The organism is Sandaracinaceae bacterium (assembly GCA_020633055.1).
GTDB lineage: Bacteria > Myxococcota_A > Polyangia > Polyangiales > Houyiibacteriaceae > JADJJE01.
Map to the genome: position 1 here is coordinate 1 of JACKEJ010000007.1, position 21,671 is coordinate 21,671.

Here is a 21,671-nt window from a genome sequence, read left to right on the forward strand (position 1 = left end):
AGGCTGCCAACAGCACCTGCGTTCCGTGACGCTTGTACTCGTACTCGCGGCGGAGATGACCGTCGGCGCCGACGTGGTTCGGGTGGCAGCGTTCGAGCACCTGCATCGGTTTCTCGTCCACGCACAAGACCACCGCATCCTTCGGCGGGTTGAGGTAGAGGTCGCACACACACGTCGCCTTCGCGGTGAAGTCGGGGTCTCGACTCTTCAGCCACTGCTTCACACGGTGAGGGCGCAGCGACTCGAACCGCAGGATGCGCCCGACCTCGCTTTCGCTCAGCCGGCACCCCGTCCGCGCATGCAGCGCATCGGCCAAGGAGTTGTACGTCCAGAGCTCCCTGAATGGAGCCGTGACTCCGTCGGGGCGTTCGCAAGCGAGCTGCACGAGTTCGCACCGTGTCGCGATGGTGACCTTCATCGGACGTCCAGAGCGAGCAAGGTCGCTCAGCACTTCGACCCGCGGGTTCTTTCTGAACCTGGCCTTCCATTTACGGACCGTGCGCTCGTCGCAGCCAACCCTGCGCGCGATGGAGGACGTGCCCACCCCGTCGCGGGCCAACAACACGAAGCGGGCCCGTTGCACCTCGACGAAGGGAGCACGCTGCCGACGGGTCAGGAGCTTCAGCTCGCGTCGGATCCGGCGAGACATGGTCAATGGGGTCGCCTTGGGTCCTCTCGCCATGACCACCTAACGCCCGGCCCCCGTGATCTATTTTAATCCGAAACCCGGATCGCACTTCAGGCAGGCGGCACTAGTTCCCGGCGAAGCGCGGGTGCTAGACCACTGCGTTCTTCCACGCCTCCCGCGCGTGCAGGTGCTTGAACCGCTCGGTCAGCTCGAGCATCGCGCTCGAGACCACGTCGATGTGGTCGTCTGCTACCAGTCGGGGAAGCCGTCGCCTCGAGGAAGAACGCGTCGCGCAATGGCTCGTTCGTCGAACCACCGCACGACCCCGGAGCGCTCGGGATGACCAAGCCGCGCGGCCACCAGTCGATCAGCTTCCGGACGAACGAGTCCGGGTCGGGGTTGCAGGTCGCGCGTAGAAAGGGGCGCACCCCGCACGTCGAGTAGAGCCGGGACACCAGGTACCAGAACTGCCCCCGCGTGAAGTGAGTGAGCTCGTCGAAGAAGATCGCGGCGTACTGCTTCCCCTGGTGGTCGAGCTTGTGCTTCTCGAGCTGCAGATGCAGGAAATCGATGAGCGAGGACCCGCCGCCCCCGCACGCGAACCGCCACTTGAGCACGGGCGTCGAGGACCGCACGCCTCCGAGGATTGGGCAGGGCCCCTCTGACTCCTCCCAGAACGAGCCGCCGCCGATGAGCTCCACGGCCTCGCGCCGGAAGCCGGCTTAGCCAGGGACGTGAGTGTACTGCGCCGCCTTCAGGAGCGTGGCGTAGCTCTTCCCGCCGCCCGCCGACCCGCCGTAGACCACCATGTCCGCAGGGCTCGACATGAACGAGGTCTGGGGGCCTGGTTGGGACGGATGTCCGTGACGACGTTTCATCCGGAAACCATCGATGAGGCACGTCCGTTCGTCCCCTGAAGAAACGGTAAACCCTTCCACCTAAACCCAAAAGGTAGTAGCGGTCGTCTCACGACGCGAGGGAGCGATCCAATGAGACGGGCAATGTTTCGAATGAATTCGTGGGACGGCACGGGCGAGGTGATAGTGAATCTCTCGCGGAGTTCTTCAGCTTTGTAGAGACAGCGTATCACGGCCCTCCGGCGAGCTACGTTCCGTGGAAGTTCATTTGGCGTGGACTTGGGAACGCCAACTATGCACTTCATAGCAAGATGTACCGCGATATTAGCGACGATGGCCGAGTGCGCCGGACCGAGATCGAGTTGCGCACCGAAGAGGCCAAGCTACTGCGGACCGCGCGTCGCACGTGGCATATTGGTCAATCCGCCCAAGGACGGTTATCTGATCTTGATGTCCTTGCGGTGATACAGCACCACGAGGGCGCCACACGCCTCATCGACTTCTCGCACAACGCGCTTGTCGGCCTCTGGTTTGCTGTTCAGGACCCAAAGTACGATGGCCTCAAGGATAGCCGGGTCGTTGTAGTGGACACGTCCAACACTGGTGCGGGAGTGACGCGCACCTCACGGGAGGTCCCGTCAGAGTGGCACTACAAATCTGAGTTGCCTTGGTCCGAAGATTGGGGAGAACACGGCAGGCAGGCCCTTTTCTGGAATGCGAGCCCGATTGATCCGCGAATGGCGAGTCAGCATGGGTGTTTTCTTTTCGGTCCGGTACCAGCGAATGTTCGAGCCTACGCCTCGGTTCCAATTACCGCGGTTAACGAGGACCAGTTGCGTCGCATTTGTGGTCTAACATCCGTCTCAGGGACTCACCCAGGAAATATCATGTTCACGGTTCGTGTCGAGATGGGTACGCGAGCTCAAATTCGGCAGACGCTTGAGCGTTCATTCGGCCTCACGCATGCACGCCTGTTTCCGGACACGCACGGATTGATCAAGTATCGGGCGTCCGTGAGTGACTAGACGGTTGAGCCGAGTCGGTCGCGGATGTCCATCGGGCTGCCCGGCACGGCGAGGCGCACCGCCAGCGCGAGCACGACGAGCGCCAGGAACACATGGCGCGCGCCGCGTCTCGTCGTCGCCCTGCGGACTGCAGTCGGCGCGTGTCGTCCCAAACAGCCCTCCACCGACTACCCAGGCCGCTTCCGCGACGTCGCGCACGGGCGACTCTGGTTCGCGGAGCTCTTTGCCTGGTACGCGGACGCACACCGCCACAGCGGCCTCGCCCGCTTCACGCCGGCCGACGTCTTCTACCGTCGCATCGAGGCCATCGCCAACACCCGTCAGCGCGCGATGGACACCGCGTTCGACGCTCACCCCGAGCGCTTCGTGAAGGGGCGTCCGCAGGTCCGACGACCGCCCGCTGTGGTCGCCATCAACCCCGTCGATCCCACCGGGCCGATGCCGCTCACCGAGCTGCTGCTGGCGGGCGACGCCGACTTCATGGCGCCCACGCCACCACGCATCACCAAGTCGATGTCCGTACTCCCGGGCGCGCTGCCCCTCGGCGCCAAGCAGACATAGAACTCAAGCGGCCCCTGGCTCAACCCATTGACGCGCTCCGCCGACACCTCCCGGAGGAGCTTCATGTTTCCTATGAGCCCTCGGCAGGGGGACACTGGCCAGGAAGCGTCCACCCGGTTGTGGGCGAAACGGGAGAGCACTTTGGGAGTGTTGCTGATAGAAGGCGTGTGTGGGGCGGGAAAAACCACATTGCTTCGGGCGCTGGGCGGTGACCAAGGTGTCCGCACGCTATCGCAGAAGGAAACCTATGCGGAGGGGCGTGATTCATGACCCGGTCACGGAGGCCGTCTGAGGGGATCGACGTGACCGGGGGGAGTTGGTAGGAGGTGGCGTTCGTATCCCCACCGAGGCACCACGCCTCAGAAGGCGCCACCAGCCGATGTTGTACGCTCCGGAAGATCAGGCGGTCAAGGAGGAGGCCACCGCCGCTGTCCAGCAGGCTCTTGTGACGATGCTCCGCGCGGTGGACGACGGCGCTACGGCCCGCGCGCTCGAAGAGCACGTGTGGAAGACCTCTATCGAGTTCGGACGCTCGCTGATGTCTGCGGGGCTGAGCCGCATGTGTGCTCGCGCGACGGAGCGAGACGTCGAGGAGCGCGGTCTCGACGCGAAGCAGGTCACGTTGCGGCTCGACCGCGACTACCACGGCACGTTGAGCACGACGCTGGGTCCAGTGACGTTTCCGTGGTTCGCGTACCGAGACCGAAGCGCGGCGGCGACGGTGACCCACACACCCGCCAAGGCGGTAGTACTGCCCTTGTTCAAGCACTGTCGCTCGTCGGAGTTGCTGCTGGAGTGGGAGAGCCGACTCGGAAGCGACCACCCGTTCCGCTACGCGCAGGACGCGTTGTCGTTCTTCACGCACGGCGCGGCGTATCGAGAGGACACAACCATCGCGCGCCACATGGTGGCGGTGGGCAGCCTTGTAGGCCGTGAGTGGACCTACCGAACGGCGAACGACATCGAGGAGCTGCTGCTGACCCGTGCGACGCGCGACCCGAAGACGGGCCGGCCACTGCTGTACGCGTCGACGGACGCGCACGCGCTGCGCAGCTACGTGGACGACACCTGGGACGCGCAGTGGAAGATGGCCAACGGCATTCGCGTGTGGTGCATCGACCGGCACAACGGCGCGACGATTCACCTCGGAGGCGAGTACACGTGGGGCGACTGCGAGAAGGTCCAGGAGACGTTCGAGTGGCTCCGCGACACGGGCCGAGTGACAGCGGATGGCCGCATGGCGAACGGGCTGAACGTGCAAGTGGTGCTGGTGACGGACGGGGCGCCGTGGATCAAGGAGCGCATCGTCCCCCTCTTCCCCAAGGCCGTCGTCTTGCTCGACGCCTACCATCTGCTCGAGGCCCTCGCGAAGTACGCCACGATTCGCTTCCTCGCGGGCACGGCTTCCAACAAGCGGTTCTATCAGCGAGCGCTGGACGCCCTCTTCGGCAAGAGCCGCGGCAAGAAGCCCAAGACGCCCAAGCCCCGCCGAGGTCACCGCAAGCGCCCGTCCGCACCCATCGACGACCCGACGATGCCTCCCGACGATGCGCCCCATGCTCGTCGACGTCGGCGCGCTCCCGCAGCCGACCGACTCCTCGAGCTCCTTGCCGAAGGCGTCGTTCCGGAGCGCGCCAAGGAGGAGCACGACAGGCTGGTCAACGCGATCGACCACAACGCTGACCGCATCGACTACGAGCAGTGGCGCCCGCGCGGCTACCAAATCGGCTCCGGCGCCATGGAGTCCTTGCACCGCACCGGCAGCCAGACGCGCCTCAAGGTGGCGGGCATCCGCTGCTTGCCAGAGACCTCCCAGGCCGTCTTCAACCTGCGCATGCTCCGCCTCTGCGGTCGCTGGGATGAGTTCTGGCGGCACGACGACATCTCCTCGCTACTCGTCGGCGCCTTCGCGACGCGCACACTCAAGCCAGCGCCAGCGCCATCCGAATCCGACCCCAGCGCGCAGCCCCTTCAACTGGCTGCCTGACCGGGCCATGGATCACACCCTATGCGGAGTTGGTACCTTTTGAGGACAGCGGCACGTTGACCGACCACATTAATCTCGCCTTCCTGAGGAGAGTGCTGGGCGTGATTGAAGCAGCTGCAGGGAGTGGCCGTGACGTCGCCATAGACACGCTTCACCTGACACAATCAGTGAGGCCAGGGGTGCTGAGGCGAGAGTCATTCGACGAGATCGACCAGCGGCTTGCTGCGGTGGGCGCCAAAGTTCTAACGCTGAATCTGACGCGCGACGCAATCGCAGCGCGCGCTGTCGACGGCAGGCGCGACACCGGATTCTACGAGTACATTTCACGTTTCGCCGGCACAGACGCCGGCATCGTACAGCACCTACAACGCGAGCAAGCGGCAATAGGTGAGCGGGCGGAACACTGGTCCGCGTTGCCTCACACGGCGCAAAGCGGGGAGCTTCCCGTCACGTACCTCGCGAACGTTGCCAGAAGCCTGATGACGTAGTGGCGGCCGCCCAGCGTGGCGCGCTCCGTGCCTCCCTCTGCGGTCTCGACGCAGCTGGCCGGCGGCGTACTGCGCGCGCTATGGCAGCGACGCGCTCAATCCGTTCCACTCGGCCACCACGGACACGACCTCGCTCGGCGAGGGGCCCTGAAAGAGCCAGCGGCCGAGCGTGTTGTCCAGCAGCACGCCGTCCGCCGTCAGCTCGGCGTCCAACCCGAGGATGTGCAGGCCGTCGGCGGTGACACCCGTCACCGAGTAGCTCCCGTTCCCGTTGCGGTCCTCGATGGCCGCGATCTCGATGTGATCGATGTCCTCCGGCAGAACGACCACCAGCTCGGTTGCGCGCTCTTCGTTCTCACCCACCAGCCGGACAGGGAACACGCCCGCCTCCGGAGACATGGGCTCCACGAGGAAGCCCACGACGGACCGGAGCTCCACGGGTGGCGCGAAGACCGGCTGGAACGTGTCTTCGAACGGCACGTCGAACATGCGCCCATCGCTGGCGGCCACCACCACGTAGAGCAGCGCGCGGCGCCCCACCAGCAGCCCCACCTGCCCGGGAACAACCGGGAACTCGTCCGGGAAGTTGTTCTGCGCAGCGCCCAGGTAGAGACCCACCTCCAGCACCTCCACGAACACGGAGTCCACCACCGCGCCGCCGTTCAGCAGGTCCACGCGGGTGCTACCCACCGCGCGCCCGCAGACGGTCAGCGAGGTCTCGCCGCCACGCTCTTCGCGCAGCGCTTGGCTCACGACGGTGCTGTCGCTGCGTACACGCAGATCCTCCAGCTGCACCACGCCCGTGACGCGCATCTCCAAGCACGCCCCCGGATACAGCAACAAGTCCTCACGCTCCACGCGCGCGTCCGGGTTCGAGGCCGGGACCCCGTCGCAGCCGGCCAGCGAGGCCAGGGCCACGAACACCATCCATCCGCGTACCCAGGGCCTCATGGGGCCGAATCTAGCACGCCGCAGGTCCGGCCGAGCTCCACGAGCGAGCTCCACGGCGCCGAATACCGACAGCTGCCCTCAGAGCGCGGTGACTCGGCGAGCCGCTTCGGAGGTCATCGACGACGTGCTGCAGGTCGCGGGGACGACGCGGACGGCCGGGCTCGGGACCGAGGTTCTCCAGCCAGGGCTGTGTCGCGGCCGTCCGTAGCCCGCACGACGTCGACGAGGCGTTCATTCGGTCGCGCCGCCATGAGCGCGGCGCGCGACAACGGAACGTAGCAGTCGACGACCTGCTCGAGCGGGGGCAGCGTTCGGGTCCACACGGGCTCGTGAAGCTCGAACCGCCCTCGTAGCTGCCAGGCGTCGAAGGCGCGTGCTGCGTCCAGCACGGTCGCGATGGCTGTTGGCGGTGTGTCCGCCGCGACGGCGATGTAGAGGGGTAGCGGATGGTGAGGGTCTCCGGGATGCAGCACGAACCAAGTGGCCCGCCAGTACTGCAGCTCGCGGCGCAGGGCTGACGCGTCCGCTACTGGGCTTCCATCGATGCGCATGGAACCGCGGACGAACTCGACGACCGGCCCGTCCGCGCGACCGAGGGAGGGGTTGGGGCACCGCGCGTGGACCCACGCAGCGAACGACTCGCCTTGCCCTGGGTGCGGGACCATGTCCTGCAGATGGATGGTGTCTGGACCCAGGCTGGCGGCGTCGGCGGCAACGTCTCGGGTGGTGCCGAAGGCGAACGACGCGACGGCGAGCAGCGCCAGCCGTGCTGCCCATCGCGAGACGGTGCGCGGACCGTCTTCGCGTGCGGACGGGGACCTGAGCGCGGCGCTCACGCCCATGATCCAGCTCACGAGCACCAGCGCCGCGGCGCAGCCCCTCGCGTCGTACAGGCGTTCGTGCGCGACCCGTCGGGCGTAGAGCAGGTCGCGGTAGGGGACGGACCACACCTCGGGCAGCCCGCCAACTTCGGCGGTGAACCTCAGCGTTCCGAGCGCGACCACCAGCACCGCCGCATGTAGCACGAGGACGTGAGCGTTCGGCACGGCATGCACCGCCCCCAGCCCGCGGCCGAGGTGCAGCGTGAAGGGCGACAGCCGAGCGAGGCACCAGACCACCGTGACGGCGCAAGCGCCGACGCAGAGAGCACCGCTCCGACCGTGGGCCGTCGCGAGCTCGACGTAGCCTGTCCACCACAACCCCGCGTCGCTCGGGAGTAGGGCGGCGTACATGCGCCGGCGAAGCCAGTGGTTCGCTCCCCCCACCAGCAGGAGCAACAGCAGCGCCCCCAGCGCAGACCGCCGAACGCCACCCGATGACCCCACGCGACCCCCGGACCCGCTGAGCGCGACCGCGCAGCAGACGCCCGCCGCGACCAGGAACACCGCGATGTCGCTCGCGGGCACGTCCAGGTCGATCCCTGCCGGAGGGGGAACGTAGTCCCCGTTCATCGCAGAGACCGGATCAGCACGGCCACGAACGCGTCGTAGCTCACGCAGTCGACCCAGACCCAGAGAAGCGCACCGACGCTCGCGTGCAACAAGCTCAGACGAAGGATGCTCTCGAGGCGCTCGCGCATGTTCTCGCGAGTCTGACAGCGGGGTCTGACCGAAGTTCCATCGGCGCCTGACGGGGGGGATGCCTCGATCCCGGACCGCGTCGTTTCTAGTTAGGCGGCGCTGGTGACCTGGTTAGCTCCGCGGCCCTTCTTCGTCTCGGAGCAGCGCCTCTTCCGCATCGAGGTCCCAGTCCTCTTCGACCCCCTTGCCGAGGTGCAGGATCTCCATGCGCTGCTCCATGATCGGCGCGTCGGTGGAGAGCCGGACCTGCGCGATGATGGTGTCGATCATGGACGTCGCGTGGCGCTCCGAGTTGCTGACGACGGCGAACCCGAGCACCGCGCGGCGGTGCTCATCCATGTCGGCGACCTCGGCCACCGCGACGTTGAAGCGATGGCGCACGCGGTCGATGACCCGCCGCACGACCTTGCGCTTCCCCTTCAGTGAGTCGTTGCCCCAAATCCCCAATACGATGCGTGCTGTTCCGATGACCATGCGAAGTGTCGCTGGTGCGACTTGTTGGAGTAGCCCTCCTTGTACCATGATGGACCCGCTCGGACGCGGTCGGTCTTCAGAGCTCCTTCGGGCGAAGCAAACGCGTGAGGGTCCACGCGTAGCGGTCGAGCGCGTCGCTCCAGCTGGGGGCGTCGATGGTCAGCAGCGCTGCGTTGGCCGTGGTCATGCGTCGGTCTTGGCCGCACAGCCGGGCGAGCATCTCTTCCCAGCCGGGGTTGTGGCCGATGACCATCACGGTGCGGAGCGCGTCACCCACGTCCGCCAGCTCGTCTCGGACGGCGTCGAGGCTGGCGTGATAGAGGCGGCGCGTGAACCGCACGGTCACGGGGCCGCGGAAGGCTGGACGCATGAGCTCGAAGGTCTGGCGGGTGCGCGTGGAGTCGCTGCTCACGGTGAGCTCGGGAGACCAGCCGAGCTCGGCCAGCGCGGAAGCGACGCGCGGGGCGTCTCTCTGGCCGCGCTCGTTCAGCGGGCGGTCGTGGTCCGTGGCGGCGTCGGTGTGCCAGGCGCTCTTGGCATGCCGCATGATGATGAGTCGTCGATTCACGGTGGCCTCGTTGTTCCGGATGGAGACCGAAAGGCTAGCGCCACCGCACCGCCGCGATGCGCTACGTTTTGTCGATGGGACTCTTCGACAGCTTCCTGAGGCGCTGGCGACGGTTCGACGACCTCGAGGCGCCCTGGCGTGCGCCACGACGCCTTGCGGGACGCCGCAGCACCGGACGGGAGCCTGCCTGACGGATACGAGCTGCCGGACACCCCAGAGCCCGACGGTGAAATCCGTTGGGCCCCGGGCGCGCTGGACGGCTCCCTCGCGACACGCGCGACCGAGCGGGAGATGGTGAAGCTCGGGGTGCTGCTGGTCGGGCTGGTCGAGGGGACGGACGACCGCGAGCTCCTCCTGACGCTGGGCGCTCACGATGAGCTGGCGCTCTTCGTGGTCGTCGCCATGGCGAACCGGCCCGACTTGGGCGAGCAGACCCTCTGGGAGCTCGCGCAGCGCACGCGCGGGTGGGGGCGCATCCAGTCGGTCGAGCGGCTGTCCGGCACGGACGACCCCGCCATCAAGGCGTGGCTGCTGCGCGAGGGGTTCCGCAACACGGTGATGGACGAGTACCTCGCGCACGTCTGCGCGACGACGGGCGGGCTCGCCGAGGCCCTCGCGCACGCACCAGGCGCGTTGGACGACGCGCTCCTGGACGGTGCGGCGGACCTGCTCACGGCCCTGGTGACGGGGGGTCCCGCGCCTGATCTCGCCGAGTACGAGCACGGTGCGCTGGCCTCCGAGCGCTTCCTCGACCACGTGGAGGCGCGTTTGGCGGGTGGGGCGTTCTCGCTCACGTGGCTGGTGGCGCTCGCGCAGCTCAGGGGCTTCCTTGTGGACGACCGACCGTGGGACTCGCTCGAGGCGCGCGGCTGGACCGACCAGCGGCGCACGCGCCTCGCGACGGCTGTCGAAGCCCTCCTCGCGCATCCGCAGTGGGCTGCCGCGGTCGAGGGTGCGCTGGACTCGGACGACCGGGCCGCGCCCCTCGACGCCATCGCCACGGGCCCTGCGGACGAGCTCGGGCTGGGTTCCGCGTTCGCGGTGCACGCCTGCCTCGACGCGATTGTCCCGGACCTCGCGAGCCACCCTGGGGCTGGCTGGCCCGCCATCCACGCGGCGCTGCGGAGCCCGGTCGTCCGCAACCGCAACATGGCGGTCCGCACTCTCGCCGCGTGGCCACGGAGCGCTTGGCCGCCAGGCGCCGCCGCGGCGCTGGAGCTGGCGCGAGACGAGGAGCCCGCAGACGACGTGCGCGAGCGCATCGCGGCCACGCTCACCGGGCAGGGCCTCGACTGACGCCCCCGGCCGTCCCAGCCGACGGGCCATCGCGAGCGGGGGTCGAGATCAAGCCGGGGCGACTTCGCGCACGACGACCCAGCGATGCTTGCCGATCTTGCGGTCCTTGCGAAAGCCCGCGGCCTCGAAGGTCGACAACGCGCCGTGGTACAGGAATCCGGCGGGCACGTCGCCCGCCGGTTCAGGATACCCCTCGACCCTGCCACCGCCGCTTCCAGCGACCAGCTCGAGCGCGCCAGCGAGTCCTGCCGTGGCGACGCCCTGACGTCGGTGACCCTTCCCGGCGTAGCAGCATCCGATCCGCCACGTCGGCAGAACGGTCAGCTCCTTCTCGTACTCGCACTTGTTCTTGATCCGGACGACTTCGACGCACGCCGGGCTCAGGGGCCCGACAACACCCGTTCGCACGCGGTGATGCGCGTGTAGGCGGTGTTGCCGGCGACCTCGTCCCAGTTGCTGCAGTTGGTGTTGTCGGCGCAACCCAGGCAGGGGCCAACGTAGCGGGTGGCGGTCCCGTCGGAGAAGTGCCACGCGTTGTCAGTGCCGGCGCACGCCGCCGCCGACCCGCAGCAGCTCGGCCCGCCGCCACACGCGGTCGCCTGGCCGTAGTGAGCGCGGTAGGTGGCGATGACGTCGCCGCAGTAGCCCTGGTTCATCCACTGGTCGTACGAGACCTCGGCCCAACCCAGGCACGTGTCGCAGAACGAGGGTCCCGACGACCCCGGACGGCATGAGAAGCGCACGCAGCGCCCTGCTGGGGTCATGCAGCCCGTCTCGCCCCAGCAGTCGTCCCCGCACGTCACGCACGTGATGCTGACACTCGTGACGGGGCCGCTCGTCACGTCGCCGTTCCCTGCGCTCACCTCGCAGAACAAGTTTGCGGGCTGGGTGGCGACCTCCACGTCGTAGCTCCCACCGCTGGACACCGTCGTCTCGAACACGAACGACGTGGCACCGCTGGGGACGCTCAGCGAGTCACCGCCCGAGTTGGTCAGCACCAGGCCGTCGGTGGTGAGCCCCGAGACGGTGCCACCCACGGTGAAGGAGCGGGTGGTGCACGTCACCGCGATGGACGTCACCGGCGCGGCGCCCACCGAGCCGCTCGCGCTCGCCGCTACACAGGCCTGGGTGGGGGTGTGGGGCTGGACGCTCACGCTCACCTCGTACGTGGCACCTTCGGCGACCTCGGTGGCGAAGGTGAAGGGGCCGTCCCCTGTCACCACAAGGTCGTCGGCGCCGTTGTTCTGCAGGGTGAGGTCGGCCCCGAGCAGGCCGCTGACGGTCCCGCCCACGCCGTACGTGTCGGTGATGCAGGTGACCGCCACGTTGGTCACGTTCTCGCTCCCGACCTGCCCAGCCTCGAAGGACAGCGTGCACTCCTGGCCCGGCGCGCTCGGCCGCGTGGCGACCTCCACCGCGTACGACGCGCCCGCGGGTAGGCGCCCAGGCAGCGTGAACTCCCCGTCCTCAGTAACGTTGAGCGGCTCGCCGGACGCCAGCTGGAGCACCAGCCCGGTTCCCACGAGCCCGCTGACCGTGCCACCCACGGTGTACGTGGCTTCGCAGTGGTCGAGCGTGCAGCGGCCGGACTCGCAGTCGTCGTCGTCCACGCAGCCTTCACCCACCTCGCACGTGGCGCCGCACTCGCCCCCGCAGTCCATGTCGGTCTCGTCGCCGTTCTGGGTGAGGTCGTTGCAGGTCGGAGCCGGGGGGCCCTCGTCCGGGTCACCCAGGTCGGCGACACCTTCGTCGCGTGGTCCAGTGTCTGGCACGCGGGCGTCCGTTCCGGCGTCTTCCACCGAGCCTGGACCCGACCCGCACCCAGGCGCCAACGAGAACAGCATGCACGTGGCCCAGAGCCATCGGCGGGAAGAGGAGGGGGGATGTGACAAAGCGTCGTCCGGTCGCAAGGGGGGAGAGGGAACCGTGGCCATACCATGCCGTGGTTGCCGCCGTGCGCCAAAGGGGGCGGCAGGCGTCAGCTGTCACCGGCGGCGTTCGAGGGATGCTAGCGACCCGCGCCCCAGATGATGCGTACGCCACCGTGCTGGCCGTCCTGCGGCCGGTTGTTATGGCATTCGGCTCGCCACCGCATCGAGGACCAGATAGATTCACGCATCGTTTCTCACCATCTGGCGAGGACGCCGCTTTCGCGTGGTCCTCGTCACCGTCGGAGACGAGCGTCGCGGGGGCTGTTCGCACGGATTCCAGCCTCGACTACACGATGAAGCACACCACATCCCCCCTCTTGGCGCTGCTCGCGTCGCTCTCCATCACTGCCTGCGGGGGGAGCGACGCCACCCCTCCCGGTGGCGACGCGGGCGCGTCCACGGGAGTGGCGGTCGAGTTCCGGGTCACGGGCGCCGGCGCGGACCCGGACGGGTTCGTCTTGGTCACGGATGGGACGGACTGGCAACGGCATACGGATGCCACCGTCACCGTCTCGCTCGCGGCCGGCTCACACTCCCTCCGACTCACCGACCTCCGCAGTCACTGCACCGTCAACGGCACCACCGAGCGTGAGATCAACGTGGTCGACGGCTCCCTCACCCCGCTCGTTTGGGACATCGTCTGCACGGCACCCAGCCCCTGTGAGCTCAGAGCGCTCTATCCGAATAGCATCGCGTCTACAGGCTCGGCGCGGGCGCTGCTGATCGCAATCGACTTCTCGGACGCGATCGCCGCTGCCACCGTCCAAGACGTATTCGACGTGGTCGAGCCCTGGATGTCCGACGCGGTCACGACCCTCTCGAACGGGACGCTCGACATCGCGTTGCAGCGACCGATCGACCGTTGGCTGCGCATGCCGAATCCGACCTCGACGTATCCCAACTCGAATCGCACGCAGATGTTGTCCGATGCCCTGCAGGTGGCGGCCGCGGAGGTGGACCTCGATCTCTACGATGCCATCTTCGTCGCCACCCCCACCGAGGCGAGAAGCAAGGTCGCGTGGGGCTTCGCCTCCCGCATCGCGGATGGCGCGGAGACCCGCTTCATCGTGAATCTAGGGCCCGACATCTGGTACGACCAAGCGCCGCCGCACTATGGCGCCGAGATCGCGACCCACGAGTTCCTACATCTCCTCGGTCTCCCCGACCTCTACGACGTACCCGGCTACAGCGCGGGGGACTACACCAATCGGTACGTTGGGCGCTGGGACATCATGAGTGGCTCCGAAGGATCCGAGCCGGTTTCGCAACTTCTCGGCTATCAACGACAGCTGCTGGGATGGATGCCGCCCGAGGACGTCGACTGCGTGGACTCTCGTGCCCACTCCGTGGAGCAGGTGATCCGGCCGATCGCGGGAGACCGCGGCCCCCGGTCTGTGAGGGTCCGCATTGGACCGACGAAGTGGCTGGTCGCGGAGGCGGTAGACGCCGACAGCGTCCGGAGCGGGTGCAAGGAGGGCGTGCTCGTGTACACCGCCGACACCGAAGGCGACGTCGGGTCGGGGGCCCCCGAGCTCTACGTGGTGCGCGCGGAAGCGAGCGAGAGATCCATCGTCGCGAGCTGCGGTGAGCTATACAACGCGCCGTTCAACCTGGAGACACCCACGTTCACGCATCTCGCCTCCGGGGTGTCCGTGAATGTCGTGGCGGAGCGCGAGGGCGGCTACCTCGTGCGGATCGACTTTGCGGACGCTCAGGCGGGCCGCTGCCCCACCGAGGTCGCTTGCGACGCGTTGTCGAGCTGCGATCTCGCCACGGACACGTGCGTCACGACGGGGTTCGAGCGCATCCAGCTCCGCGCCGACGTGCAGGGCACGCCCATGTGCCTCTACGCGAACGCCCCGTCGGGGGATGGCTCCCACTCCGGCGCCGCGTACATGGCGGATTGCACGCCCTCCGCTCAGACGGTCTGGGGGCGAGAGGACGTCGGGAACGGTTGGTTCCACCTGCTCGCCGCATCCACGGGCGACTGCCTCGAAGGCAACGAGAGCGTTGGCGCCACCAGTGAGGGGGCGTCGTTCGTCACCGCGTGCAGCGATGCGAGCGGACAATCCTGGGAGTTCGTCCCCGAGGGCAACTTCTTCCGGCTTCGAACGGAGTGGCAAGGCAGCACCAAGTGCCTCGACGCCAACGTGCCGACCAACCTGGCGCTCCACGCAGGTGGGGCCTACATGGCGGACTGCCAAGACGTCCCTGGGCAGCGCTGGGAAGTGCTGACTCCGTAGCCGTCGGTGGGCCTACGAAACGGGGCGTGGACCTAGGATGCTCCGCTCGAGGATCGGTGCATCGGCTGAGTGCCGTCGCTCACCGATACACGGCGGACCCCAGGCCGTCGGTGCCGGTGCGCCCGTAGCCCACACCCCAGATCACCGCGGCGTAGCCCTCGTCGTCGAGCGCGATCCGGGGCGTGTGGAGCGGGAAGGGCGGTGTGTCCGACTGCGACGCGAGCGTCACCGGCGCCCACCACCCGCTCCCAGGCAGCTCCGAGTCCCCGGGCCCTGGGTCGAGGGGCTCCGCCCACGCCCCCTCCGCGGGGACGAAGCGGCGCACCTCGAGCTGCGTGTCGCGCGCGCCTCCGTCCAAGAGGCTGTTCTCGTGCACCCACCCCACGAGCGTGTCCCCCGACGTGTTCATCGCGACCTGGAGCCCCTCGATCGCGCTCAGCTGGCCGACGTTCGTGGTGTACGCGCTCTCGTTCTCGACGACCGTGATGGGGCCGCCCCAGGTGTCCGTCGCGACGTCGAATCGACGAGCCCGGATCCGATACTCGTCCCGAATCGGCTGCCAGCCGTACTGCGGCGGGGCATAGAGCCTCCCGACCCACGCGAGCACCGCGGACTCGTCGCCGTTGGACGCGAGCGCGAGCGAGCCGTAAGGGACCTCCGCCGTCGCGTCGCCGAGAGACTGAGGGGTCGTCCAGGAGCCGGCCGACGGATCCCAGATCGTCGTGGCGATCGCGTTGGCCCCCGTCTGCCCCGCTTCGACGTAGACCACCAGGAGCCGCCCGTCGTCCAGGGCGATGGCGCGGAGGGACTCGGGAGACGTGGCGGGCCCCACGGACTCCGCTTGCCACCCGGGCGTGATTGCCCCCGGGAGGCGCGCGCGCGCGCGCATCGTGACGGAACCGTTTACGGCTTCCTGGAGCCAGATCGCGGCCACGTCGCCGGACGGCCACGCGACGGCGTGCGGGCGATCTCGGAAGTAGGCGCCCGTCGTCAGCGGCAACGGCGAATAGACGCCGCTGCTGTCGCGGTACGCGGCGACGAGCGCCGGCCGGTTGTTCATATCCCCCGTCGAGTAGGCGTAGACCATGAGCGCGGACCCGTCGTCGCCGACCGCCACCGCGGGCTTTGGTGAGACGGTGGCCGGTGAACCGACCGTGGCCGGGGGAGCCCACGACCCGCTGCCCGCCGCGTGCTCGGAGCCGTACACCGCGTTGCCGAGCACATAGACGATCGAGCCTCGGCCGGTCGCGTCGAAGTCGACCCCGCCGAACGTGGCGGAAGACCCGCCGAAGCCGGCACCGGGGATCGCGGCGGGCGCGCCGAAGGTGTCCGACCCGCTCTCGTACGTACTCGAGTCCAAACCGGCGGCGCTCGCGTTGACCTCCCACACGGCGAGGAACGAGAGCGGACCACGCGTGACGAGGGCCAGGGGCCGGATGTCGTCGCCGCTCGCAGGGGCGGGCACGGGGCCCAAACCGATCCATGCGCGAGGGCCGCAGGTGGCGTCGAAGCAGCGGAGCTCGCCCGCACCGCACGACGTTCCGTCGGCCACCGGCGACGGGGCTGGGCACGCGCCGGCGCCGTCGCAGGAGGTCGAAAGGACGCACGCGCCTGGGCCGGGGTCCACGCCGCAGGGGGTCGCGGCTGGCGCGTAGTTGGGTGAGCAGCTCCCGGCGCCGTCGCAGGAGTCCGCGGCGTCGCAGGCGGTGTTGGTCTCGTCGCCGCAGGGCGCCCCGGCAGTGACGAGGCCCAACGTGCAGCTCCCGGCGCCGTCGCAGACGTCGGCGCCATCGCACTCGGTCACGACCTCGTCGGGCCCTCCGCAGGAAGTGCCGGAGGCGACGAAGCGCGGGACGCAAGCCCCCGCGCCGTCGCACGCATCGGGGGCGTCGCAGGCCGTCGCGGTCGGGTCCCCGCAGGGTGCGTCGGTGGCGGCGAACGCGTCGACGGGGCAGTCGAGGCTCAGACCGTCGCAGCGCTCTTCCACGTCGCACGCGCCGACCGCCGCGCGGCACACGAGGGTCGCGTCCGCGGGCGAGTAGCCGGACGGGTCGCGACCCACGTCGCACCGGCCACATCCTCCTGGGGCCAGCGCGCCGTCATCCACGCACGCGCCGTCGATGGTGCATTGCGTGGACAGGCACGAAACGGGTGGACCCACGTCCGGGCCTGCGTCCCCTCCCGGCGTCGACGTATCCATCCCGGCGTCCGAGGGGCCACCGTCGCCCGAGGCGCCACCGTCACTGCCGCCGGCGCTGGGGCCACCGCATCCGAGGGTCAGCGTCAGGATCGCGACCGCGACGTATAGACGCTGCGCGCCTCGAGAGTTTCCGACCACCATGTTGGCTCGTCCTTCCGACGAAGGCCTCGCCCTCGACCCGGGCGCCGACGCCGGCTGCTCGGCCAGTATTCAATCGGCGGGTGAATTTCTCGTTCGAAGGGCGGGGCGAAGCGTTCCGCCATCGTCGTGGGTCATGGAGCGGGGCTGTGAGCGCGGGGCTTGCGCCAGACCGATGCGAGCCACGGCTGGAGCTCACGCGGCTGTCCCGGGGGACGGTAGTAGTGCTCCAGCTCGACGAAGCCGGCCTCGACGAGCACGCCGCGGTAGGTTGGGAGATCCAGGTAGGCGCCGTAGCGCTCGCCGTTCCACTGCTCGACGTTGTCTCCGCGCGGGTTCGAGCTGAAGAGCGCGCCCCCGGGCCGCAGGGTGGTCCAAAGCTCGCGCATCACACGCGGGAGCTCGCGGAGCCGGACGTGGAAGAGCGAGGCGTTCGCGAAGACGCCGTCGAACGACTCGGCGGGCAAGTCCAGGCTCGAGAAGTCTTGGTGCAGGACCGCACAGCCCGAGTGGAGGCGCGCCAGCGCCACGAAGCGCGCTGCCCCGTCCAGGCCCACGGGCTCGTGGCCGAGCTGCTTGAAGCGCAGCAGGTCGCGGCCGGGGCCGCAGCCCACATCGAGGATCCGATGCGGCCCTTCGCCTTCGAGATGCCTCAAGAGCGCGTCGATGTTCTGACTGACGTCGTGGTCCCGCGTGCGGCTACGCGTCCGCCAGCTCGTCTCGGGCGAGCGTGGACGTAGACCCATAGCGCCACTTCAGAGGCGTTGCTCCAGACTCGTTGGTGGTCGTCGTGCAGTCGCTCACCGTGCCACACATGTTCGCCGCCTCGTGAACGGCAACGCGCGCTACTCGGCCCACTGCACGCCAACCTGCGCGCTGACGCCGTGCAGGGCGAAACCTGTCGTGATGGCCTCGCACCCGCTTCGGTAGGGCGCGAGGTCGTAGTCGATGAACATGTTCGCGAAACTTCGAACGAGTAGCTGATACCCGTTGCCGACCATCTCGAGCACGAACTGAATCCACGCCTCGACCTCTACCGCTCCACCAAGGACCCCCGACAACGAGCTTCGCTCTGCACACGCCGAGACTCCTGCTTGAATGTGTGGGGCACCAAAGAGCACAGCGGCGAGCTCACCGTGCTCAGCCGGATCGACCTGGAGGTGGAAGTGCCCACCGTTGGCGATGAGTCGCCCACCATCGAGCGCGCCGTGAAATGAACCAAGCGGGAGCGCGCCCACGAGGTCCACCGTCTGGCCTCCCGCGAGGCGGCCCGCAGACGTCCTCAAAGCCCCCACGCCAACCGGCACGCGAGCCAGCCAAATGCGGAGCGTTACCTCCGCGTCATTGCACCCATCGACCCCGGCGAGCTCGAGCATCCAAATGAGCTCCGACGCGGTCAAGGCTGGGGTCAGGTCCGACTCCACGCCGCCGGACAGAAGGTCGTCCAAGGTGTCCGAGATGACGGCCACCTGATTGTCGATGCCTGTGCGCGTACCATCGGGCGAGTCGAAGTCATCCCCACAACCGATTTCTCCACCTCCGCCATCCAAGTTCACACCGTCATCGTCCACCGTGCGCAGCTCGGACAGCACATACCAATAGGTGCTGTCTGGGCCCACCAGGTCGCAGTCCGCGCACTGCAGGCACTCCCCCCGGATACACGCGTGGGCGTCCGTGGGGCACGCCAGGCTGGCGCTGGGGACCTGATCAGGAGTGCCATCGCAGTCGTTGTCGCGACCATCACATAGCTCGACCGCAGTGTCCCCCGTTGCGGGGTCGGCGTCATCGCAGTCGGTGCGAGGCAGCGCGGCGCGCGGTCCGCCCGAACAGGTGGCGGTCGTGGAGAGCTCCTGATCGCCGTCGAGGTCTTCGCCCGCGGCGCTTCCGTCACAGTCGTTGTCCTCGCCATCACATAGCTCGGGGGCTCCGAGGTAGGTGTTCGCTTCGCTGTCGTCGCAGTCGGTGCCGCCACACGACGTGTTGATCCAACCGTCGCCATCGGCGTCCTCATTCGGATGGAGAAACCCGTCGCAGTCGTCATCGACTCCTCCCGCACAGATCTCCGCGCGGTTGGGGTTTACTAGCCGGTCGTTGTCATCACAGTCGGTCGCGCGTTCCGACCAGCCGGCCCCTGGCCGTCCTGCGCAGACGACCGGAGGTTCACTAGGCACCGTGCAGGCCGAGCGTCCGGCACCGAAGCCAAAGAGGTCTCCGTCACAGTCCGGGTAGTAGTCAATCGACTGGAGCCCTTCATCCACGGTTCCGTCGCAGTCGTCGTCGCTGAAGTTGCAGATCTCTGGCGCGCCAGGCTTGATCTCGTCGTTCTCGTCCTCGCAGTCCAAGCCACACGCGAGCAATCCACTGGTCTGCCGGTTGCAGCACACGCTGTCGACGTAGCCATCACCGTCGTTGTCGTTCCCCAGCGTGGTGGGGTCGCAGTCCTCGTCGTGCCCCACGCTGTCACACACCTCGGGGTTGCCCACGAAGCGGTCTGGGTCCGCGTCATCGCAGTCGTTGCCGCCGCACTCGACGGCGTCGTGACCATCCCCGTCGGCGTCTCGCACCGTCCCGCAGGTCGTCAGACAACGGCGCTGCGCCTCATCGCAGACCTGGGACGCTAGACACAAGGCTGAACCTTCCACGCAGCCGTGCTCGTCCGACGCCGGGTCGGAAGGATCACACGACGCGACGCCATTGCAGAAGAGGCCGTCCTCGCACTGGCTGGCGGTCTCACACACCCACCCCGTGTCTGGAGCGAGTGAGGGTCCGCCTTCGCACCCCACGATGAAGCCCGACGCGATGAGCATGACCCCCCAGAAGCCCGCAGCACCACAGGACTTCACCCGCTCTGACACAGTTCCCATGCGTTCACTGTCAACCTTGCCACGAACCAGAGTCAACCCCTTGGTTCATGGACGAAGTTGACGCGCCCCTCGACCCCCGGGGGCTGCGATGTCCTGGGAAGGGCCGCATGAACTTCGATGCGGGGCCGGCTGGCCGGCCATCCACGCGGCGCTGCGGAGCGGGGACCCCGGAGCGCGCGCTCCGAGGTCTCAAGCACCCCCGGCGTACCGGAGGCTGTGGGCTGCGTCAGAACGCCTCGTAGCCCACCGTGGCGAGCAGGTGGACACCCGTGCCGTAGGGGGACCCGAGGAAGACGGTCCGAAGGTCGACGCCCACCGAGAGCGCACGGCGACGCCCGCTCACCTCGTCGCGGTTGGAGAGCGGGTAGAACGCGCCCCGCAGAGCGAGCATCGGACCGCTAGGGTTGTTGAACACGCCATAGCCGAAGCCGCCCGCGACCGCGAACATGTCGCTGAACGTGAGATCGACCATGGCCGCGACTGCGAACGTCCCGGTCGTCCCGGCGAGTCCGGAACCCGTGCCGCCGAACTTGCCGAACGAGAGGTGAGGCTGGGCGTAGATCGCGATCATCTCGTTGATCTGGAGGCCGATCCGGAAGTCGACGCCCACCATCCACGCGCTGAGGCCGTCGACGAACTCCGCGCCGCCGCCCCCCGACACGCCGAAGCGGAACCGCGGACCGTAGTCGGCCGCCGCGGGCGCCGCGAACGTCGGCGACGTCTCGACCGTCTGCGGCGGGTCCCAGGCAGCGGGCGCTTGCTCCGAGCTGCTCCCATCGGACTGTGCGGCAGCGGGAACGGCTGTCCACATCAGTCCCAGCATCGTGAACAATGTGACCCACGACGATGCGTGGGTCCGAGTGGGCCATTGGGCATTCTGCTTGGTCATCCATCACTCCAGTGCGCCGGGTGGCGCGAGCTCGGACGCAGCTCACCGAAGAAGCCACTCTTGGCTCCTCACCGTACGTCCGGTCGGGACGGCCTGCACGGATCGTTCCAACGCTACCGCACGGCTCCCGGCGCGAAGCCCCCGCAGCGCGATCGTCACGCGGTCCTCCGCACTCCCAGCCGACGGACCAAAGCGACCGGGGTCGAGATCAAGCCGGGGCGACGTCGCGCACTACGACCCAGCGATGCTTGCCGACACGGTCCAGCTTCTGCTCGCGGTGCGGCTCCGGCGCGTCGAGATGGGTCCGTTCCTCGGGGTGCATGCCGACGCACCAGCAGCCCCCGAAGATGCCGTTGTTCGCCTCGACCAGTCTCGCGAACGCGTTCCACGTCGACATGTCGAGCGGCTTGATCGTGAACTGGTCGATGGTCATCGCGTCTCCCTCGCTGCGGTGCAGCCGGGAACGGCTGTGCGAGTCGTAGTCTTCCAGGAATTCGGTGCGCCGTACACGACTGAACCGCTCCGGGTTTCCAGGAACGGTTCGGAACTGAACGCTCGTTCGCGCAAGAGCACGAGCCGCCGCCCCTGCGACGGGACGACACGCTGCGCGTGGTGCTCGACGCGTCCCCCGAGGCGCTCGTCCGGCTGCGAGAGCGCCTCACGGCGGAGCGCGCGGCGGGGCACTCGTGCTTCGGCATCGAGACATCCGAGACGGCGTTGATGACGTGCGTGATAGACGGGTACGACGGCGACCACGTGCACCTCGTCGATGGCGCCAACGGCGGATACGCGCGGGCGGCGAAGCAGCTCGAGGCGCAGCTCGAGGGTCGTTGAAGCAGGGGCATCCGTCTGGATTCGACGAGGTCCCCGTGACATGGGAAGTGGCTCCACGGCCTGCGAGACCTCGCGCGGGTCGTCTGCTACGCTCGGTTCGTGCTTGCAAGAACGGGACACTCAGGCGCGCTCAGCGCGGCCTTCATCCAGGGTCTAC

The 21,671-nt window shown here is 68.2% G+C and carries 20 protein-coding genes; 7 read left to right on the plus strand and 13 right to left on the minus strand.

Annotated features, from left to right (window positions below):
• Together H6726_13525 and H6726_13530 are read right to left on the minus strand one after the other, a co-directional pair.
• Positions 1 to 649, minus strand: a 649-nt coding sequence (locus H6726_13525; protein ID MCB9658664.1) for an IS630 family transposase, incomplete at its 3' end; no start/stop codon positions are given.
• Positions 650 to 738: 89 nt separating this feature from the next.
• Entirely contained in the window at positions 739 to 1,263 is a 525-nt protein-coding gene (locus H6726_13530) for a hypothetical protein (protein ID MCB9658665.1), read from the minus strand.
• A gap of 383 nt (positions 1,264 to 1,646) precedes the next feature.
• Between H6726_13530 and H6726_13535 the strand changes: the two genes are divergently transcribed.
• The 4 genes from H6726_13535 to H6726_13550 all read left to right on the plus strand — a co-directional run bounded on the left by H6726_13535 (position 1,647) and on the right by H6726_13550 (position 5,546).
• Positions 1,647 to 2,510 carry an FRG domain-containing protein gene (locus H6726_13535; GenBank protein MCB9658666.1) on the plus strand — a complete coding sequence of 288 codons (864 nt, stop codon included), beginning with the start codon at positions 1,647 to 1,649 and terminating at the stop codon, positions 2,508 to 2,510.
• Between the two features lie 24 nt (positions 2,511 to 2,534).
• Positions 2,535 to 3,071: a hypothetical protein gene (locus H6726_13540; protein ID MCB9658667.1), complete on the plus strand. Its 537-nt coding sequence runs from the start codon at positions 2,535 to 2,537 to the stop codon at positions 3,069 to 3,071.
• Positions 3,072 to 3,450: 379 nt separating this feature from the next.
• Positions 3,451 to 5,058: a hypothetical protein gene (locus H6726_13545; protein ID MCB9658668.1), complete on the plus strand. Its 1,608-nt coding sequence runs from the start codon at positions 3,451 to 3,453 to the stop codon at positions 5,056 to 5,058.
• Between the two features lie 56 nt (positions 5,059 to 5,114).
• Positions 5,115 to 5,546: a hypothetical protein gene (locus tag H6726_13550; GenBank protein MCB9658669.1), complete on the plus strand. Its 432-nt coding sequence runs from the start codon at positions 5,115 to 5,117 to the stop codon at positions 5,544 to 5,546.
• Positions 5,547 to 5,624: 78 nt separating this feature from the next.
• On the opposite strand, the gene H6726_13555 is transcribed toward H6726_13550, so the two are convergent.
• The 4 genes from H6726_13555 to H6726_13570 form a co-directional block, all read right to left on the minus strand.
• Positions 5,625 to 6,497 (minus strand): hypothetical protein, encoded by an 873-nt coding sequence (locus H6726_13555; protein ID MCB9658670.1) that lies wholly within the window; start codon positions 6,495 to 6,497, stop codon positions 5,625 to 5,627.
• Positions 6,498 to 6,610: 113 nt separating this feature from the next.
• Positions 6,611 to 7,948 carry a hypothetical protein gene (locus H6726_13560; protein MCB9658671.1) on the minus strand — a complete coding sequence of 446 codons (1,338 nt, stop codon included), beginning with the start codon at positions 7,946 to 7,948 and terminating at the stop codon, positions 6,611 to 6,613.
• 240 nt (positions 7,949 to 8,188) lie between these two features.
• Entirely contained in the window at positions 8,189 to 8,551 is a 363-nt protein-coding gene (locus H6726_13565) for a DUF503 family protein (protein MCB9658672.1), read from the minus strand.
• 76 nt (positions 8,552 to 8,627) lie between these two features.
• Positions 8,628 to 9,119, minus strand: a complete 492-nt coding sequence (locus tag H6726_13570; protein MCB9658673.1) for a histidine phosphatase family protein — start codon at positions 9,117 to 9,119, stop codon at positions 8,628 to 8,630.
• Positions 9,120 to 9,257: 138 nt separating this feature from the next.
• Here H6726_13570 and H6726_13575 point away from each other — a divergent pair, with 138 nt between their 5' ends.
• Positions 9,258 to 10,415, plus strand: a complete 1,158-nt coding sequence (locus H6726_13575; GenBank protein ID MCB9658674.1) for a hypothetical protein — start codon at positions 9,258 to 9,260, stop codon at positions 10,413 to 10,415.
• A gap of 48 nt (positions 10,416 to 10,463) precedes the next feature.
• Here the strand turns inward: H6726_13575 and H6726_13580 are convergent, their stop codons facing one another.
• Both H6726_13580 and H6726_13585 read right to left on the minus strand, forming a co-directional pair.
• Entirely contained in the window at positions 10,464 to 10,823 is a 360-nt protein-coding gene (locus H6726_13580) for a hypothetical protein (GenBank protein MCB9658675.1), read from the minus strand.
• Positions 10,796 to 12,187: a hypothetical protein gene (locus H6726_13585; protein MCB9658676.1), complete on the minus strand. Its 1,392-nt coding sequence runs from the start codon at positions 12,185 to 12,187 to the stop codon at positions 10,796 to 10,798. The genes H6726_13580 and H6726_13585 overlap by 28 nt, the downstream gene beginning before the upstream one ends.
• 452 nt (positions 12,188 to 12,639) lie before the next feature.
• Between H6726_13585 and H6726_13590 the strand changes: the two genes are divergently transcribed.
• Entirely contained in the window at positions 12,640 to 14,589 is a 1,950-nt protein-coding gene (locus tag H6726_13590) for a hypothetical protein (protein ID MCB9658677.1), read from the plus strand.
• Between the two features lie 79 nt (positions 14,590 to 14,668).
• Here H6726_13590 and H6726_13595 read toward each other — a convergent pair whose 3' ends face one another.
• The 5 genes from H6726_13595 to H6726_13615 all read right to left on the minus strand — a co-directional run bounded on the left by H6726_13595 (position 14,669) and on the right by H6726_13615 (position 21,113).
• Positions 14,669 to 16,930, minus strand: a complete 2,262-nt coding sequence (locus H6726_13595; protein MCB9658678.1) for a hypothetical protein — start codon at positions 16,928 to 16,930, stop codon at positions 14,669 to 14,671.
• Positions 16,931 to 17,061: 131 nt separating this feature from the next.
• Entirely contained in the window at positions 17,062 to 17,673 is a 612-nt protein-coding gene (locus H6726_13600) for a class I SAM-dependent methyltransferase (GenBank protein MCB9658679.1), read from the minus strand.
• A 99-nt stretch (positions 17,674 to 17,772) separates the two neighbouring features.
• Positions 17,773 to 19,791 carry a putative metal-binding motif-containing protein gene (locus H6726_13605; GenBank protein MCB9658680.1) on the minus strand — a complete coding sequence of 673 codons (2,019 nt, stop codon included), beginning with the start codon at positions 19,789 to 19,791 and terminating at the stop codon, positions 17,773 to 17,775.
• A gap of 226 nt (positions 19,792 to 20,017) precedes the next feature.
• Complete coding sequence (locus tag H6726_13610; GenBank protein MCB9658681.1) at positions 20,018 to 20,602, minus strand: hypothetical protein; 585 nt, start codon at positions 20,600 to 20,602, stop codon at positions 20,018 to 20,020.
• Between the two features lie 286 nt (positions 20,603 to 20,888).
• Positions 20,889 to 21,113 (minus strand): hypothetical protein, encoded by a 225-nt coding sequence (locus tag H6726_13615; protein ID MCB9658682.1) that lies wholly within the window; start codon positions 21,111 to 21,113, stop codon positions 20,889 to 20,891.
• 179 nt (positions 21,114 to 21,292) lie between these two features.
• Here H6726_13615 and H6726_13620 point away from each other — a divergent pair, with 179 nt between their 5' ends.
• Positions 21,293 to 21,514 carry a DUF3095 family protein gene (locus H6726_13620; protein MCB9658683.1) on the plus strand — a complete coding sequence of 74 codons (222 nt, stop codon included), beginning with the start codon at positions 21,293 to 21,295 and terminating at the stop codon, positions 21,512 to 21,514.
• The last annotated feature ends 157 nt before the right edge of the window (positions 21,515 to 21,671 follow it).